15 protein-coding genes, 2 tRNA genes and 1 pseudogene are annotated in these 15,540 nt (G+C 66.4%); 12 read left to right on the top strand and 6 right to left on the bottom strand.

Features of this window, described 5'->3' with window-relative positions; genetic code table 11:
• The 6 genes and pseudogenes from B2W70_RS07655 to B2W70_RS07680 form a co-directional block, all read left to right on the top strand.
• Nucleotides 1-502, top strand: a pseudogene (locus B2W70_RS07655) (hypothetical protein); the annotation flags it as partial.
• Nucleotides 503-627: 125 nt separating this feature from the next.
• Nucleotides 628-1,248, top strand: coding sequence for a guanylate kinase (gene gmk, locus B2W70_RS07660; protein WP_286744445.1), 621 nt, complete (start codon nucleotides 628-630; stop codon nucleotides 1,246-1,248).
• A 35-nt stretch (nucleotides 1,249-1,283) separates the two neighbouring features.
• Entirely contained in the window at nucleotides 1,284-1,487 is a 204-nt protein-coding gene (gene rpoZ, locus B2W70_RS07665) for a DNA-directed RNA polymerase subunit omega (protein ID WP_058088068.1), read from the top strand.
• A 213-nt stretch (nucleotides 1,488-1,700) separates the two neighbouring features.
• Nucleotides 1,701-2,234 (top strand): TetR/AcrR family transcriptional regulator, encoded by a 534-nt coding sequence (locus tag B2W70_RS07670; protein WP_286744449.1) that lies wholly within the window; start codon nucleotides 1,701-1,703, stop codon nucleotides 2,232-2,234.
• 68 nt (nucleotides 2,235-2,302) lie between these two features.
• Nucleotides 2,303-2,620 carry a DMT family transporter gene (locus B2W70_RS07675; RefSeq protein WP_286744452.1) on the top strand — a complete coding sequence of 106 codons (318 nt, stop codon included), beginning with the start codon at nucleotides 2,303-2,305 and terminating at the stop codon, nucleotides 2,618-2,620.
• Between the two features lie 126 nt (nucleotides 2,621-2,746).
• Complete coding sequence (locus tag B2W70_RS07680; RefSeq protein ID WP_083506097.1) at nucleotides 2,747-4,945, top strand: RelA/SpoT family protein; 2,199 nt, start codon at nucleotides 2,747-2,749, stop codon at nucleotides 4,943-4,945.
• Nucleotides 4,946-4,995: 50 nt separating this feature from the next.
• Here B2W70_RS07680 and greB read toward each other — a convergent pair whose 3' ends face one another.
• The gene (gene greB, locus B2W70_RS07685) at nucleotides 4,996-5,559 is read right to left on the bottom strand and encodes a transcription elongation factor GreB (protein ID WP_058088205.1); all 564 of its coding nucleotides are present in this window, start codon (nucleotides 5,557-5,559) and stop codon (nucleotides 4,996-4,998) included.
• Nucleotides 5,560-5,749: 190 nt separating this feature from the next.
• On the opposite strand from greB, the gene B2W70_RS07690 reads away from it, so the two are divergent.
• From B2W70_RS07690 to B2W70_RS07715, 6 genes are all read left to right on the top strand, one after another.
• Nucleotides 5,750-6,457, top strand: a complete 708-nt coding sequence (locus B2W70_RS07690; RefSeq protein WP_286744455.1) for a helix-turn-helix domain-containing protein — start codon at nucleotides 5,750-5,752, stop codon at nucleotides 6,455-6,457.
• 25 nt (nucleotides 6,458-6,482) lie between these two features.
• On the top strand, nucleotides 6,483-6,800 hold the full coding sequence (locus B2W70_RS07695) for a PAS domain-containing protein (protein ID WP_286744457.1): 318 nt from the start codon (nucleotides 6,483-6,485) through the stop codon (nucleotides 6,798-6,800).
• A gap of 39 nt (nucleotides 6,801-6,839) precedes the next feature.
• A complete protein-coding gene (locus B2W70_RS07700) occupies nucleotides 6,840-7,613 on the top strand; it encodes a sensor histidine kinase (protein WP_286744459.1) in 774 nt (257 codons plus the stop codon).
• A gap of 64 nt (nucleotides 7,614-7,677) precedes the next feature.
• Nucleotides 7,678-8,055, top strand: coding sequence for a response regulator transcription factor (locus B2W70_RS07705; RefSeq protein WP_058088063.1), 378 nt, complete (start codon nucleotides 7,678-7,680; stop codon nucleotides 8,053-8,055).
• A gap of 33 nt (nucleotides 8,056-8,088) precedes the next feature.
• A complete protein-coding gene (locus B2W70_RS07710; RefSeq protein WP_286744461.1) occupies nucleotides 8,089-10,860 on the top strand; it encodes a PAS domain S-box protein in 2,772 nt (923 codons plus the stop codon).
• Between the two features lie 149 nt (nucleotides 10,861-11,009).
• A complete protein-coding gene (locus tag B2W70_RS07715; RefSeq protein ID WP_286744463.1) occupies nucleotides 11,010-11,705 on the top strand; it encodes a TVP38/TMEM64 family protein in 696 nt (231 codons plus the stop codon).
• Nucleotides 11,706-11,767: 62 nt separating this feature from the next.
• On the opposite strand, the gene B2W70_RS07720 is transcribed toward B2W70_RS07715, so the two are convergent.
• The 5 genes from B2W70_RS07720 to B2W70_RS07740 all read right to left on the bottom strand — a co-directional run bounded on the left by B2W70_RS07720 (nucleotide 11,768) and on the right by B2W70_RS07740 (nucleotide 15,455).
• Nucleotides 11,768-11,844, bottom strand: a tRNA-Arg gene (locus tag B2W70_RS07720).
• A 56-nt stretch (nucleotides 11,845-11,900) separates the two neighbouring features.
• Nucleotides 11,901-11,977, bottom strand: a tRNA-Arg gene (locus B2W70_RS07725).
• 89 nt (nucleotides 11,978-12,066) lie between these two features.
• Nucleotides 12,067-13,323 carry a heme biosynthesis HemY N-terminal domain-containing protein gene (locus B2W70_RS07730; protein ID WP_058088060.1) on the bottom strand — a complete coding sequence of 419 codons (1,257 nt, stop codon included), beginning with the start codon at nucleotides 13,321-13,323 and terminating at the stop codon, nucleotides 12,067-12,069.
• Nucleotides 13,324-13,337: 14 nt separating this feature from the next.
• Nucleotides 13,338-14,513: a uroporphyrinogen-III C-methyltransferase gene (locus B2W70_RS07735; protein ID WP_286744466.1), complete on the bottom strand. Its 1,176-nt coding sequence runs from the start codon at nucleotides 14,511-14,513 to the stop codon at nucleotides 13,338-13,340.
• Nucleotides 14,514-14,594: 81 nt separating this feature from the next.
• The gene (locus B2W70_RS07740; protein ID WP_286744468.1) at nucleotides 14,595-15,455 is read right to left on the bottom strand and encodes a uroporphyrinogen-III synthase; all 861 of its coding nucleotides are present in this window, start codon (nucleotides 15,453-15,455) and stop codon (nucleotides 14,595-14,597) included.
• Between the last annotated feature and the right edge of the window lie 85 nt (nucleotides 15,456-15,540).

Genomic DNA, 15,540 nt, shown 5'->3' on the forward strand with positions numbered 1-15,540 from the left:
GGCGGGTGCGGCTGCTCCGGCCGCGTCAGCAGCACCGCCTGCGCCACCCGCGCCGGTGGATGCGGCCAAGTTCGCGGGCATCTTCGCGGCGGTGGGGCTGGCCATCGGTGCCATCGGCACGGCCTTGGCGGCCGTGGTCACGGGCTTTCTGGGGCTCAAGGCCTGGCAGATGCCGCTGGCGCTCCTGGGCCTGATGCTGCTGATTTCGGGCCCGTCCATGGCCATGGCCTTTTTCAAGCTGCGCAACCGCAACCTGGGGCCGATCCTCGATGCCAACGGCTGGGCCGTGAACACGCGCGCCCGCATCAACATCCCGTTTGGTGCGGCCTTGACCCAACTGGCCAGGCTGCCCGATGGCGCCGAGCGTGCTCTTTCTGACCCCTACGCCGAAAAGCGCTCGCCCTGGAAGGGCTACGTGCTGATGGCCGCCATCGCCCTGGGCGTGGTGCTTTGTGTGCACTGGATGGGCGGGTGGCCGGGCATTTTCCCGCCTGCGCCCTGAGTTGGGTGGCCCGCTGGAAGGCGTGGGAGGGCGGTTGCGGGTAGACTTGGCTGGCTCCCAACCTCCTACGCAGGGGCTGTTGTGACCGGCTGAACACCGGTGCCAATGGTCCCTGGGCCCGTTCCATGGACTATCCCGGCAACCTTTTCGTGGTGTCTGCGCCCAGCGGCACTGGCAAATCCAGTCTCGTCAAGGCGCTGCTCGAGCTCGACTCCCGTCTGCAAGTCAGCGTCTCGCACACCACGCGCCAGCCGCGCGGTCAGGAGCAGCACGGGCGCGAATACTGGTTCGTCTCCAAGGACGAGTTCCAGTCCATGATCGAGCGGGGCGACTTCTTCGAGCACGCCGAGGTCCATGGCAACCACTACGGCACCTCGCGCCAGGCCATCGAAGAGCGCATCAAGGGCGGCGAAGACGTGGTGCTGGAGATCGACTGGCAGGGCGCGCTGCAGATGAAGGAGACCTTCCCGTACGCGGTGCTGGTGTTCATCTTGCCGCCCAGCTACGAAGAGCTGCTGCAGCGCCTGCATCGCCGTGGCGAGGACACGGCCGACGTGATCGAGGTGCGCATGGCCAATGCCCGCGTCGAGGTCGAACAGGCCCAGCATTTCGATTTCATCGTGGTCAACGCCCTGTTTGAATCGGCTTTGTTCGATTTGAAGGCGATTGTTCACTCGCAGCGGTTAAAATACGCTGCTCAGCGTCGGAACAAGTCTGCCGTGTTCCGCGCTCTCCACCTGGTCTGACCAGGCCCCACCTGAGTTCACCTCCTGGAGTTGACATGGCCCGCATCACCGTCGAAGACTGCCTGCAAAAGATCCCCAACCGCTTCCAGCTGGTGCTGGCCGCGACCTACCGCGCTCGCATGCTGAGCCAGGGTCACACCCCCAAGATCGAGTCGCGTAACAAGCCCAGCGTGACCGCCCTGCGCGAAATCGCCGCCGGCCAGGTTGGCCTGGAGATGCTGCGCAAGGTCCCGACCTGAGCGTTTGAGCGCCTGCGGCCTGTCGCGCCAGACGCGACCAGGCCCGCTTCACACCCCATCAGCCCGCTTCGTGCGGGCTTTTGTTTTTGGCGCGCTGGCGCTGCCAGCCTGGGCCCCGCAAGCGCAGGCCAGGAGCCGACCTTGACCACTTGCGAGAAGCCAATTAGAATCCATACGTATTGAATCAAATGGTGCCGCTGGCACCGGCATCACATGAGCCGACCCAAATCCATCGATCGGGCCCTTGTCCTGGACGCGGCCGAGCGCATCGTCGTCGAACAAGGCGCCAGCCACCTGACCTTTGAGTCGGTGTCGCGCGAAGTGGGTGTCACCAAGGGCGGCATCCAGTCTTGCTTTGGCACCAAGGAGGGCTTGGTCACCGCCATGCTCAAGCGCTGGGGTGAGAGCTACGACGAGGCGCTTGGGCGCCTGCCGAATTCGCCTGCGCCGTTTCAGGACGCGAAGGACCACGTGAGGTTGACCGCCATCTCGCACGACCTCAATGCCCGCTCGGCCGGCTTGCTGGCGGCGCTGATGCAGTCCAAAGAGCAGCTGAGCTTTGCCCGCGAGTGGTACGCGCGGCACTTCGAGGGCTTCGATCTGCAGAGCGAGCAGGGGCGGCGTGCGCGCCTGGCCTTTTTTGCCGCCGAGGGCATCTTTCTGTTGCGTTACCTGGGGCTGGCCGACATCGCTCAGGCCGACTGGGATGACTTTTTCAAGGACGTCGAAAGTCACCTGACGACGTGAGTGCCTCGGGGGCGCGCCCGCTTTGGCAGCTGGCCCCCTGGGCTCTTTGACCGAACTGGAGCAGTGACATGAGCTGGGTTTACCTGACCCTTGCCGGGTTGTTTGAAATTGGCTGGCCCGTGGGCCTGAAGATGGCGCAGGAGCCGGGCACCCGTTGCCTGGGTGTGGCGATCGCCGTGCTCTTCATGGCGATCAGTGGCGCCTTGTTGTGGATGGTGCAACGTCAGTTGCCCATGGGGACGGCTTACGCGGTCTGGACCGGCATCGGGGCGACAGGCACCTTCCTGGTCGGGGTGCATTGCTACGGTGATCCAGCCACGTTGATGCGTTACGTCGGGGTGCTGTTGATCGTCTCCGGGGTGCTCACGCTCAAGCTTGCACATTGATGGCGGCGCCTCGTGCGCGGAGCGGCTGTGCACCGGGGCCCTCACTCGCTTGTTTTGTGTGCTCAAGGTGCGGTCGAAGAGGGCCTTGCTGCCGCCGCGGCCTTGCATCCGCGCTACAGTTTGCGCATGAACACCGTCACCGATGCGGCAGCCGCTTCATTTGCCGCGCTCACCCACAAACTCGACTACCTCGATGAGGCGGACATCCGCCGGGTGCGTGACGCCTACCGCTTCGCCGACGAGGCCCACCTGGGCCAGTTCCGCGCCAGCGGTGAGCCCTACATCACCCACCCGATCGCGGTGGCTGGCCTGTGCGCCGACTGGAAGCTCGATGCCCAGGCCATCATGGCCGCGCTCATGCACGACGCCATGGAAGACTGCGGCGTCACCAAGATCGAGCTGATCGAGCGCTTCGGGGCGCCCACGGCCGAGATCGTCGACGGCCTGACCAAGCTGGACAAGCTGCACTTTTCCACCAAGGAAGAGTCGCAGGCCGAGTCGTTTCGCAAGATGCTGCTGGCCATGGCGCGCGACGTGCGCGTCATCCTCATCAAGCTGTCGGATCGGCTGCACAACATGCGCACCATGGACGCCATGGCCGCGCCCAAACGCGCGCGCATCGCGCGCGAAACGCTCGACATCTACGTGCCCATCGCGCACCGCTTGGGCCTGAACCAGACTTACCGCGAGCTGCAGGAGCTGTCGTTCCAGTACATCAACCCATGGCGTTACGGGGTGCTGGCCAAGGCGGTCAAGAAAACACGCGGCAATCGCCGTGACCTGGTCGAGCGCATCCGCAAGGACGTCGACGGAGCTTTCACCGATGCCGAGATGCACGTCGAGGTGTTCGGTCGTGAGAAGACGATTTTCTCCATCTACAACAAGATGGTTGAAAAGCGCTTGAGCTTCGCCCAGGTCAGCGACATCTTCGGCTTTCGCATCGTCACGCGCGAGTTGCTGGACTGTTACCGCGCGTTGGGCGTGCTGCACCAGCTCTACAAGCCGCTGCCGGGGCGCTTCAAGGACTACATCGCCATCCCCAAGGCCAATGGCTACCAGTCGCTGCACACCACGCTGGTCAACCCGGTGGGCACGGCGGTGGAGTTCCAGATCCGCTCGCAAGCCATGCACGCCGTGGCAGAAAAGGGCATTGCCGCGCACTGGATGTACAAGGAGAGCGAGGGGGCTGAGCCCGACGCTTCGCCGCAGGAAGGTGCCGTGTGGCTGCAGTCGCTGATCGACATCCAGCACGAGACGCGCGATTCGGCCGAGTTCCTCGAGCACCTCAAGATCGACCTGTTCCCCGAGTCGGTGTACGTGCTCACGCCCAAGTCGCGCATCGTGGCTTTGCCCAAGGGCGCGACACCGGTGGACTTCGCCTATGCCATCCACTCGGGCGTGGGCGACCGCTGCGTGTCGGCCAAGGTCAATGGCGAGGCGGTGGCGTTGCGCACCGAATTGCGATCGGGTGACGTGGTCGAGATCGTCACCGCGCCAAGCGCTCGCCCGAACCCGGGTTGGCTCAATTTCGTGCGCACGGGCCGGGCCCGCTCCAAGATCCGCAGCTACCTCAAGAACATGGAGGCGGAAGAGTCGCTGGCCCTGGGCGAGAAGCTGCTGGGCCAGGCGCTGCGAGCCGAAGGCCTGTCCATGCCGGCTGGCAGCGAGGAAAGCGAAGGCGATGCCGGCGCCTTGTGGCAGTCGCTCACGCGCTGGGGCGGCAACCGCACGCGCGACGAGCTGCTGGCCGACATCGGCCTGGGCCGCAAGATCGCCACGATGGTCGCCAAGCGCCTGGCCCAGAGCATGGTCGAGCAGGGCGAGCGGCCGGATGCGCTGACGCTGACGCTGGGTCGTTTCTCGGATGAGGGCCCGACCAACGCGGCCGTGGTCATCGACGGCAGCGAGGGGGCCACGGTCCAGCTGGCATCGTGTTGTTGCCCGGTGCCGGGTGACCCGATCGCCGGCTACCTGGGGCGCGGCGAAGGTTTGGTTGTGCACACCCAGGTTTGCGGTGTGGGCAAGCGCCTGTTCGAGCGCGACAGCGAGCGCTGGATCGACGTGAGTTGGTCGGATGAGCCCACGCGCCTGTTCGAGACCGTCATCAAGGTGCTGGTCACCAACGGCAAGGGTGTGCTGGCGCAGGTGGCCGCGTCCATCAGCAGCGCCGAGACCGACATCACCCACATCGAGATGGGTGATGAGCGCCTGGGCGAGACGGCCGAACTCAAGCTCACCGTGGCCGTGCGAGACACCGAGCACCTCACCGATGTGATGCGCACCCTCAGGCGTTGCCCGGTGGTGCTCAAGGTGGATCGCGTTTGAACTTGAGCCACGTGGGCCGCGCCTGAGCCGTCGGCCTGGCTCGTTGCGCCTCAGTGCGCCGTCTGCGGCTTCGGGTAGCGCACCTCGATCACTTCGATCTTCTCGATGCCGCCCGGCGTCATCAGCGTGACCTCGTCGCCTTCGCGTGACTTGAGCAGCGCCCGGGCGATCGGCGAGACCCAGCTGACTTCACCTTGCAGCGCGTCGGCCTCGTCGATGCCTTTGATGGTGATGGTGCGCGCCACGCCCGACTGGTTTTCGTAGGTGACCGTGGCGCCGAAGAAGACCTGGTCGCGCCCATGGTGCTGGCTGGGATCGGCCACCTCGGCGATGTCCAGGCGCTTGGTCAGAAAGCGGATGCGGCGGTCGATCTCGCGCAGGCGTTTCTTGCCATAGATGTAGTCGCCGTTTTCCGAGCGATCGCCGTTGGAAGCGGCCCAGTGCACGATTTCCACGATCTTCGGACGCTCGATGTCGATCAGGTTGAGCAGCTCGGTGCGCAGGCGCTGGTAGCCCTGCGGCGTCATGTAGTTGCGCGTGCCCGCAGGCAGCGGGGGCAGGGCGAGGTCGTCGTCGTCCTCGCTGTCGGGTTCCTTGGTGAAAGCCTTGCTCATGGGCGGCGATTGTGCCGAATCCTCGGGCATCGGGCCAGCGCAGCTGCGAGCGGGCGCGGGAGCGTCATTTGTTCACGGCTGCCCCATGTTTGTGCGCTCTTGGGCGTTCCTGAGCGCGATTCAACTTGCAAAAATGAAACCGTTGCCGAAAACAAGGCCAGATCAAGCAAGCGCTTTGGAGTTCGCGAAGATGTCACAAGTGATCCCCCTGGGCCCTGGTTCCCGAATGCTCACCACCCGAGAGGCCGCTCAGCGCCTGGGTGTGTCATTGCGGACGGTGCAGCTGTGGGTGGAGGCGGACATCTTGCCGGCCGCGCGCACACCGGGCGGGCACCGCCGCATCCCGCACAACGCGGTCGAGGCCCTGGCTTTGTCGACGGGCCTGGGCGGTGAGCCGCTGGCTCGCCCCTCGCGCGTCGAGGCCAGGGCGCGTGATCGCGACCACGCCCACGCAGAGGCCGCAGTGAGCGAGGCGGAGCGCCACCCAGCGCTCGCAAATGGCCCGGTTCTGCGACCAAGGGACGTGCTGCTGGTGGCGGACAACCCCATCTGGCAGGTGCGTTGCGAGCAGGCCCTGGCGCCGTTTTTGCCGAGCATCGAGCTGCGCTTTGCCGAAACCGGCTACCTGGCTCTGCTGCAAATCGGCCAGAAGGCCCCCGACCTGCTGATCACCAGCCTGGAGTTGCCCGGCATGGATGGCCTGGCGATGTTGCGCACGCTGGAGCGATGCGAGTCGATCGCCGGCATGCGCATCCTGGCACTGAGCCACCTGGACGAAGCTGAGTTGAAGCGCCGGGGCGGTTTGCCCGCCAGCGCTGAATTGATGCAATTGCCCGTCTCGCCTGAGGGCGTGGCGGTGCGGGTGGGGCGCTGGTTGCTCCATCAACGAGTGTCTTGACCCTGAGAAATCCGAGGACGCCACCATGAATGAAGCCTTCAGACTGTTGTTCGATCAGGTCAAGAGTGGTGTGGTCTGGGTGGAGCGCGACGGCGTGGTGCGCTACGCCAACAAGGCGGCGGTTCAGATGACACCGGTGATGTTGGGGCAGGTCATGATGGACCCGGTGGCCGATCGCACCGTCAAGGCGGCCGGGCAGGGCATGCTCAAGCTGCCCTTTCATTTCGAGCTCACCACGCAAGAGGCCCACCCCGACAGCATCCGTGCCGCGGTGATCGGTGCCCCGGTCGGCAGCGACCTGATGGTGGTGCTCAACAACGTCTCCGAGGAGCGTTGGTACTAGCAAGCGCTGGAGAACCTCATCGGCTACATCGAGGCGGAGATGGCCCATCCCATCGAGGCCCTGGCGCAGAAGCTGCCCAAGATCGCGCAGATCGTGCAGCAGCAAGGTGCAACCGGTGAGCTGGCCGCATTGGTCGCAGACGCCAGCAACTTGTCGACGAAGCTGGGCAAGTTGCGTGACCTGGTGTCGGTGTTTGGCGAGAGCGCCATCCAGCGCGACGAGCGCATCCTGCTGTCCGACCTGCTGCGCCGCGCCGTGGGCGAGGTCATGCCGATGGCCAGGGGGCGCAACATCACGCTGTCTGCCAATGGCCTGAGCGATGAGTTGCCAGCCGTCTACGGCAGCGCTCACTGGTTGAGCAAGGCGATGTCGGAGTACCTGGAGCAGTCGGTGCGCAGTGCCCAGTCGGGTGACCTGATCGAGCTGTCCATCCAGGCCGTGGGCACCCGCGTCATCGTGCGGGCGCGCAACCAGGGCCTGTTTGTCTCCCAGCACGAACGGCGCAGCGCCTTCGTTCCCTTTGGCGTCGGTGACTCGGCCAAACCTGGTGAGGCGCGTCAGGGCATTGGCCTGGCTTTGAGCCAGCGCATCCTGGAGCAGCACGGTGGCTGCGTGCGCATCGAGGACGAGTTCGACTCGGTGGACTTCGTGCTCGAGTTGCCCGCCGGCGCGCCCAGCACCCAGGACGCCCAACTCTCGGTCGAGCAGGCGCATCGCTACGCCCGCGACATGTCTGAGCTTTTGAACCGCAGCATGTCTCGGCGAGCCAAGGGCAGCGAAGCGACGCCACCCGCCGCAGTGAAGGCACCTTGACACCCGGAACAGCCGCCCCGAACCCGGACAGCACCACACGACGCCCACATTCACGGAGCACCTCATGGCCCACCGCATCCTCATCGTTGAAGACCAGCCAGACATCTGCAAACTCATCCGCATGACGCTGGAGTTCGGTGACTTCGAAATCCACGAGGCCAACGACGGCGAAACCGGGCTGAACATGGCCCGCGCCATCAAGCCCTCCATCATGTTGCTGGACGTCATGATGCCCGGGCTGCTGGACGGCTACCAGGTCTGCACTCGCATCAAGCAGGATCCTTCGCTCCAGTCGATTCAGGTCGTGATGCTCACCGCTCGAGGGCAGGCCTCGGACATCGCCGCAGGCGAAGCCGCAGGTGCAGACGCCTACCTGGTCAAGCCCTTCAGCCCACTGGAGTTGATCGAGCGGGTCGAGGCCATGGTGAGTGCTGCTGCCTGAGTCAACCCAACCAAGCACCACCAGGCGCAAGCCATGGCCGACCAACCAGGTCATCAGCCCCTGCCGCCCTTGCTGTTGAAGGCGCTGGATCGCCTTGAGCGCTGGACGGGGCGCATCCCCAGGTCCCAGGCCCTGATCGCGATCGTGCTCGTGGGTCTGCTCATGACCGGGCTGGCGGGCAGCCTGGTGTGGTGGGTCGAGCGGCACAGGCAGCAAGGCTTTTTCCAGACCCTGGTTCACCAGCAGCAGATGGCGGTGCAAGCCCGGCTTGATCGGCAGCAAGCGCTGATCGATCAGGTGGCTCACTGGACCCGTGAACAGGTGCGCTTGTCTGGTGTGCTCAATGGCACCTGGTCGGTGGGCGGTGTGACGGTGGTGCGCAGCGAAGACCTGGACGCCGACATGGTGGGCGGCAGGCTGGACCTCGACGAGTCGAGCGCTTTCGCGGGCGCAGCCTGCCTGCAACAAGCGCCTGATCAGGCCCGCCACATGTTTTGCGCCCTGGGTGGGCGGCCCGATGCCGTGGGGGGGTGGTTGATGGCCACCCGACTCGAATCTCCGGCTCGGGGCTGGGTGATCATCCCGGTCTGGCGCGACTGGCTGTTTGGCGAGGGTCGCGGTGCCCCAGGCATCCGTGGGGATGTCGAGGTGTCGCTGCAGGTGACGCTGGACGGTCCTGCAGGTTCGGCTGCGGTGCCCTCGGCTGACTTGTCTGCGCCCGTGCAGGTGAATGCGGCCGGCAGCGCCCTGAAGCTGCGTGTGTGGGCCCAAACCGTCAGTGCGCCCTGGCACGAAGTCCTGGGGCGCCAGGCGGGCATCTGGATCGCCTGTGGCCTGGGTCTGCTGTTCACGCTGGCCGCCGTGCACGGCTACCTCATGTTGATCTCGACGCGCTTGCGAGCCCGAGAGATGGCGAGGGACATGGGCATGGCCTTGCAGCGCACGCAGTCGCGCAACCAGGCGGTCATGGACACCGCGCCAGACGCCATCCTCATGGTCGACAGCCAGGGCCTGGTGCGCTGGTGCAACCAGGCGGTCACCAGCATCTTTGGGCAGCCCATCGAGTCGCTGATCGGGCAGCCCATTCAATTGGTGCTGCCCTCGCTGGGCGATGGCAGCCTGGACGACTGGTTCAACACCTGCGGGTTCTCCAACCGCGTCATCGGGCATGAGAGCACCGGGCGTCGCAACGAGGGCGTGAGTTTCCCGGTGGCCGTCTCGGCCAGCCGCGCGATGGTGGATGACGAGCTCATCCAGACCTTCATCGTGCGCGACACCACGGACGCCAAGTGGGCCGAGCAGGAGCTGGAGTTGCGAGATCGCGCGCTCGCGTCATCTGCCGATGGGGTGGTCATCGTTTCGATGACCTTGCCCAACCAGCCGATGATTTACGCCAACCACGCGTTCGAGCAGATCACGGGTTACGAGACCCACGAGCTGCTGGGCTACAACTGCCGATTGCTGCAGCGAGACGACCTGCAGCAACCCGGCATCGAAGTCATGCGGGAAGCCATTCGCGAGGGGCGAGCCTGTCAGGTGGTCGTGCGCAACTACCGCAAGAGTGGCGAGCTGTTCTACAACGACCTGGCGATCTCGCCCGTTCTCAGCTCGGAGGGGGTGTTGACGCATTACGTCGGGGTCGCCACCGACATCACCGACCGCATCGCGGCTGAACAGGTGCTGCACTTGCGCACGGAGCGGCTCAACGCGGTCTTCGAGTTGAGCCCGGACGGTTTCGTGGTGCTCGACAAACGAGGCGAGGTGAGCATCGTCAACCCGGCCTTCGAACGCATGACGGGCATGCTCGCCGCCGATCTGGTGGGGCAATCGCTGTCGGTGTTCGAGGAGCAATTGCTCGAGCGCTGTCGCTCGCGGGAGGTGCTCGATGTCGACGGCAGTGTCGTGGCCGCCAGCGAAGGCGACACCGCTGCCTCCGCGACCAGGGAGGTGCTGCACCTGCACACCCCCTGCACGCGGACCTTGTTGCGGCGCGTGCGCCAAGACGAGCAAGACAACGAGACGGTGATGTACTTCCGGGACATCACGCACGAGCAGGAAGTCGATCGCATGAAGAGCGAGTTCCTGGCCATGGCGGCTCACGAGTTGCGAACCCCCATGGTCAGCATCTTCGGGTTCACGGAGTTGCTGCTCAAGCGGCAGTTCACGGACGAGCGCCGAAACGACATGCTCTCGACCATCCACAGGCAGGCCTCGGTGCTCATCAACCTGGTCAACGAGCTGCTGGACCTGGCGCGCATCGAGTCGCGTCGAGGCAAGGACTTCAAGCGCGAGCGCCTGCAGTTGCAACCGATCATCGAGGCCACGGTGGCTGGCTTGCTCATGCACAACGACGCCCGCAAGGTGGCGGTGAGCCTGCCGGCCGAGCCCATCGCGGTCGACGCGGATCGCGAGAAGCTGTCGCTGGCCATCACCAACGTGCTGTCCAACGCCTACAAGTACTCGCCCGACGGCGGTGAGATCTCCCTGGACCTGGTCTGGCGCGACCGCGCAGGCAAACCGGAGTGCGGCATCCGCATCACCGACCAGGGCTTGGGCATGACGCCCGAGGAGCTGGGCAAGGTGTTCGACCGGTTCTTCCGGGCAGACACCTCGGGCAAGATCCCCGGCACAGGGCTGGGCATGACCATCGTCAAGGAAATCGTCGAGCTCCATGGCGGGCAGGTGAGCCTGAGCAGTGAGCGCGGTGTGGGCACCACGGTGACCTTGTGGTTGCCCACCTTGGGGGCTGCCCAGGAGGCTCAGGAAGCCCGGGAGGGCTGCGAGACGGATGTCGCGTCGAGCTGATTGGCGTTGAACGATCCCCGGAATGGAGGGGGCAAGGGCGCGACACAGGGCCAGCCCGGCTGACGTCGCCGACCAAGTGGTTCAAGATCCGGCATCCCGAAGGTTGACGTTGTCGGGGCGGATCGGGCCGCCCCTTGCTGGAGTTGCAAGTGCGTGTCGAAGAACCCAGTCGTCCCCTGCCGTGGATGCGCTGGCTGTTGCTGGGTGCCTATGGCGTGGTGCTGGTCGGGCTGATGCTGGCCTGGCAGGACCCGGCATGGCAGCAGCACATGTCCCCTGAGGCGCTGAGCCGCCACGGAGCCTGGTTGTTGGCGCAGCCCTTGGGGCCCGTGGCCGTGGTCGGTGGTTACGTGTTGATGGTGCTGATGGCCGTGCCCGTGCTGGCCCTGATCAGCGTGGGCACCTTGGTGTTCGGACCCTGGCCTGGCATGGCGTATTCGCTGCTGGGCATGGTGGCGGGCGCCACGGTGGCCTATGGTTTCGGGCGCTTCACGGGCGCGCAGGGCATGGACCGCTTCGCGAGGGGGCGCCTGCGCTTGCTGGACACGCACCTCAAGCAACGCGGCTTTGTCACGATGGCGCTGGTGCGTTTCATGCCGGTGGCGCCGTTCATGGTCGTCAACCTGGCCGCCGGTGCCTTGCGGGTGCGCTTGCGCGACTACGTGCTGGGCACCTTCTTCGGGCTGCTGCCAGGCACCGTGGTGCTGTCCTTCTTCCTGGAGCAACTCAAAGAAGCCTGGCGCAACCCGGATGCGAGCACGTACGCGATGGCAGCCGTGTGGGCCGTGGTGACGCTGTTGGCGTTGTGGTGGCTCAAGCGCTACCTGTCCAGGCGTCCTGTTTGACAACAGGCGAGACAGCAGGCAACAAAAAACCCACAGGCCGTTTGACCTGTGGGTTTGGATGTTGGTGCGGCTGGCAGGATTCGAACCCACGACCCCTTGGTTCGTAGCCAAGTACTCTATCCAACTGAGCTACAGCCGCATTGTTGTTCAATGCACCGAACCCAACAAAGGGACCGGGATGTGAACTGGTTTCTCTGGTGCGGCTGGCAGGATTCGAACCCACGACCCCTTGGTTCGTAGCCAAGTACTCTATCCAACTGAGCTACAGCCGCCGAGAGAAGCGAGACTATAGCATGTTTTCGGGGTGGACATCAAATCTCGCGGCCGTCGCATGATTGCGACTGCCTTGAACACGGGTCGGTCAGCGCGCCGTTTCCAGCAAGGCCGCCAAACGGAAGAAGCGGGCTGCTTCGTCGCTGCGTTGCTCTTGCTCTGCCAGCTGCCCCAGTCTGGCCCAGGCCAGCCGACGGCCGTCGGCGTCGAGGTCCAGGTCGTTGGCCGCCGACAGCAACATGCCGCGCGCCTTGCCCCACAGCTGCCTTTCGGCCAGGGCCATGCCCAAGGTCAGGGCCAGGTGCGGGTTGCGCAGGGCGGCCTGCGTGGTGGCGTCCAGGCGCGGCAGCCAATCGGCTTCGAGGTCCAGCAGCGCATGGCGCAGCGCGTTCGCGAGCGCGGTCGATTGCTCCACCGTCAGCCGGCCGATCTGATCCCACAGCGGCGCGATCCATTGGCGGGCTTCCTGGGGCGCGCCAAGGTCGGCCATGCGTCGGGCGGCACGGGCGGCCACCAGCGGATCGCGGCGGTCGCTGGCGTCGAGCGTGTTCCATAGGGCGCGCAACTGGTCGACGTCGCGGGCGGCTCCCAGGGCCTCGCTGGCCAGCGAGCGCAGCAGGCCCTCGGCCGCACCGGCTGTGAAGCCCTGGTGCTTGGCCAGCAGGCGAGCCGTTTTGAGCGCCTCCATCGGCTGGCGGGCCAGGCGGCTGGCCTGCAGCTTCAGGCGCAGTGCCTGGGTGCGGCGGGCCACGCCCGGTGGCAGCTCGGCCAGGTCACGCAGGGCACGGCTTGCATCGCGGTCTTCGAGGGCGCATTCGGCGGCCAGCAGGCGGGCGCCTTCTTCGGTGGCGCGTGGTTTGCGGGTCAGTTGCGACAGCTCGATGGCGCGCTGCAGGTGCTCGTCGCGGTGGGCCCGGTCTTGCAGGCGGTGCAGGCTTCCGGCCGACAGCAGGTGGGCCAGGGCGGTGAACTCTGCGTCCAGCGCGAGCTCGGGGGTGTCGGCCTGGATGGCGATGGCGCGCTGGCAGGCTTTGTGGGCGCGCGTGTAGCGGCCAGCCATGTACAGGGCCAGGCCTTCACGCAGGGCCGCCTGGGCCAGGCGGTCGCGCTGGGTGATGCGCCAGCGGCGGGCGCGCTCGGGCAGGTTGAGCAGGCCATCGAGGCCGCGGATCAGGGAGTAAACCGCCAGGATGAAGACGAACAGGCCCAGCAGGAACAGGTTGAGCGAGAAGTCGACCCGCCAGCCCATCCAGAACAGGGTCACGAGGCCGTCGTTGGCCCCCAGGGCGGTGGCGCCAACGACAGCCGCCACGGCCAGCAGCAGGATCCAGACGATGCCTTGCACGCGGGTCTCTCCGGTCAGCGGGCGCCGGTCGAGGCGGCCACGGTGGCCAGCGCGGCCAGGGTGTCGTCAGGACGGGGAACCTGGGTCAACTGGCTTTGCGCGATGGCGTCGATCACCATGGATTGCAGCAGCTGGGTCTTGCGCGACTGGGCGTCAAAGTAACGAGGCAGCAGCCGCTCGATCTGGCGCAGGTCAGCGGCGGCCTGGGTGGTCTGGCGGCTCATCAAGGCCAGGCGAGCGTTGAGCAGCCTGAGCTTCATGTTCTCGCGCAGGAAGAAGGCCTGGTCGGGAGCGATCAGCATGGCCTCCGGTTGGGAGATTCGGGTCAGGCGCACGAGGCCGCGGGTTTCGGTCCACACCGCTTCGGCGGCGCCCTTGCCCCAGCCCAGGAGGGCCGCTCGCCAGCCGGTTTCTTCTTCGGGCGTGGAGGCGGCGTTGGCGTTGGCCACAGCTTTGCCAGGCGCCGCGTTGCGGTCTTTCGCGGAGGCGCTGGCTCGCGGTGCGGTGGGGCCGGCGGGGCCCGTGTCAGGCTGGTTGAGCAGGGGCACTTCGTCGACCAGGCGTGCGGCCTCATCGAGGCGAATGGCCAGCGTGTTGATGTCGGCGACGCGGGTGGCCCGGGCGCGGTCGAGGTCTTTGGCCAGCGCGCGGCGGATGTTGTCCAGGCGTGGCTGCTTGGCGCGAGCCAGGCGTTCGTCGGCCGATTGCATGGCAACGATGAGCGGCTCCGCGCTGCCGGTCAGCGCAGCTTGCTGGGTGGCCACGCGCAGGCTGGACTCGATGTCGAAGACGAGGTTTTCGTCGCGCGATAGGCTGAGGTTCTTGATCAGGTCTTCAACCTGGCTGCGTTGCAGCGCGATCTCGGTCAGGCGGGTTTCGAGCAGGGTGGCCCGGGCGGCGGCCTCACGAGACAGCTCTTCGGCTTGCTTGGCCAGCACGCGTGCTTCGGTGGCCTGGCCCTGGCTGTCTTGCTGCCGGCGCACCAACTCCTTCTCCAGGCTTTGAACGCGCTTGCTGGCTTGCCATGCCTGCCAGCCGACACCGGCCACCGCCACGCTCAGGATCACGATGGCGTAGCGCACCCAGCCGCTTGGTTCGCCGTCGTGCGGCTGGTGGTGGGTGGGGGGCGGCAGGTCGGCAACCGGCGGCAGCGCCGGGTTGGCGGGGAGGGGGGAGGAGGGGTCGCTCACGATTTCATTGTATCGACGCGCCCAGGCGGCGGTGTGTCGCAGCGTCGAGGCGGCCGCAAACAGGCCGCAATCTGGCGGTGATCAGCCGTTTGAACGTCGTGCCTGCACCACTGAGGCCAGCGTGGGGGCGCAGCGTTGGGTGTGGCGGATGCCGCGCCGGGCTGCGTGCTCGGCAATGCGGGGGTGGGTGCACAACAGGCGCAGGTCAGCGGTTCGGCTGCCTTGCCAGTGGGTTGGCCCCAGTTGCGGCAGGTGGTGATCGAGCAGGAAGTCAAGGGCCTGGGAGCTGCTCAGCAGCCAGGTGGTGTTGGCGTCGCGCAAGGCGTCCTGAGCCAGGCGTGCCTGCTCGGGCGTCCAGTTGCCAGGTCCGCGCAGGTAGGCCTGCACGGCTTCAACCTGGGCGCCTGCGTCTCGCCAGCGGTCGGTCAGCCAGGTGCGGCCTTGAGCGCCCGATGCATCGCCGCCGCTGACGATGACCACGCGTGCGCCCTGCCAGTTCATGGGTGCCAGCAAGGGCCACAGGGCCTCTGAGTCGAATTGCTCGGCGTCTGCGGAGGGCGACACGATGTGAAATGCGCGCAGACCAGCGCTGGCGCCGGCCTGCAGCAACACCTGAGCGGTGCCTGGCCCCGGTGCGGTGGCGAGCGTGCCCTGGGGCCAGGTGCAGCCTTCGGGGCGCAGGCGGAAAAAGCCTTCGACCGCAGCGGGGCTGACGAACATCAGGGCACGAGGGCTGTGCAGCCCGGGTGGCCTGGGCTCGGTTGCCGAGGTGGCCGAGTCGGGGTGGTCGCCCAGCTCCTGCCAAAGCCGGGTGACGGCCTCGGGCTGCGGTGGCGCGGTGATGGCGATCAGGGGCAGGGCTTGTGCGGGCACGCCCGCTTGCCGCAATGCTTCGGCCCAGGCCGAGGCCTGGGGTTCAGGGCGGGTGACCAGAAGGGTCATGCCTGGGCTTTGCGCTTGCGCCGTGCCCGTTCAGAGCGCGGCCAGCCACTCGGGGCCGGCTGCGGCCTGCAGCTCGGCGGCCACG

Source organism: Aquabacterium sp. UBA2148 (assembly GCF_002328915.1).
Taxonomy (GTDB): domain Bacteria; phylum Pseudomonadota; class Gammaproteobacteria; order Burkholderiales; family Burkholderiaceae_C; genus Aquabacterium; species Aquabacterium parvum.

Coding starts and splice junctions, on each gene's coding strand:
- B2W70_RS07705 (WP_058088063.1), top strand. CDS start 7,678: ATGGCCCACCGCATCCTCATCGTTGAAGACCAGCCAGACATCTGCAAA.
- B2W70_RS07690 (WP_286744455.1), top strand. CDS start 5,750: ATGTCACAAGTGATCCCCCTGGGCCCTGGTTCCCGAATGCTCACCACC.
- greB (WP_058088205.1), bottom strand. CDS start 5,559: ATGAGCAAGGCTTTCACCAAGGAACCCGACAGCGAGGACGACGACGAC.
- B2W70_RS07695 (WP_286744457.1), top strand. CDS start 6,483: ATGAATGAAGCCTTCAGACTGTTGTTCGATCAGGTCAAGAGTGGTGTG.
- B2W70_RS07740 (WP_286744468.1), bottom strand. CDS start 15,455: ATGACCCTTCTGGTCACCCGCCCTGAACCCCAGGCCTCGGCCTGGGCC.
- B2W70_RS07670 (WP_286744449.1), top strand. CDS start 1,701: ATGAGCCGACCCAAATCCATCGATCGGGCCCTTGTCCTGGACGCGGCC.
- gmk (WP_286744445.1), top strand. CDS start 628: ATGGACTATCCCGGCAACCTTTTCGTGGTGTCTGCGCCCAGCGGCACT.
- B2W70_RS07675 (WP_286744452.1), top strand. CDS start 2,303: ATGAGCTGGGTTTACCTGACCCTTGCCGGGTTGTTTGAAATTGGCTGG.
- rpoZ (WP_058088068.1), top strand. CDS start 1,284: ATGGCCCGCATCACCGTCGAAGACTGCCTGCAAAAGATCCCCAACCGC.
- B2W70_RS07680 (WP_083506097.1), top strand. CDS start 2,747: ATGAACACCGTCACCGATGCGGCAGCCGCTTCATTTGCCGCGCTCACC.
- B2W70_RS07700 (WP_286744459.1), top strand. CDS start 6,840: ATGGCCCATCCCATCGAGGCCCTGGCGCAGAAGCTGCCCAAGATCGCG.
- B2W70_RS07710 (WP_286744461.1), top strand. CDS start 8,089: ATGGCCGACCAACCAGGTCATCAGCCCCTGCCGCCCTTGCTGTTGAAG.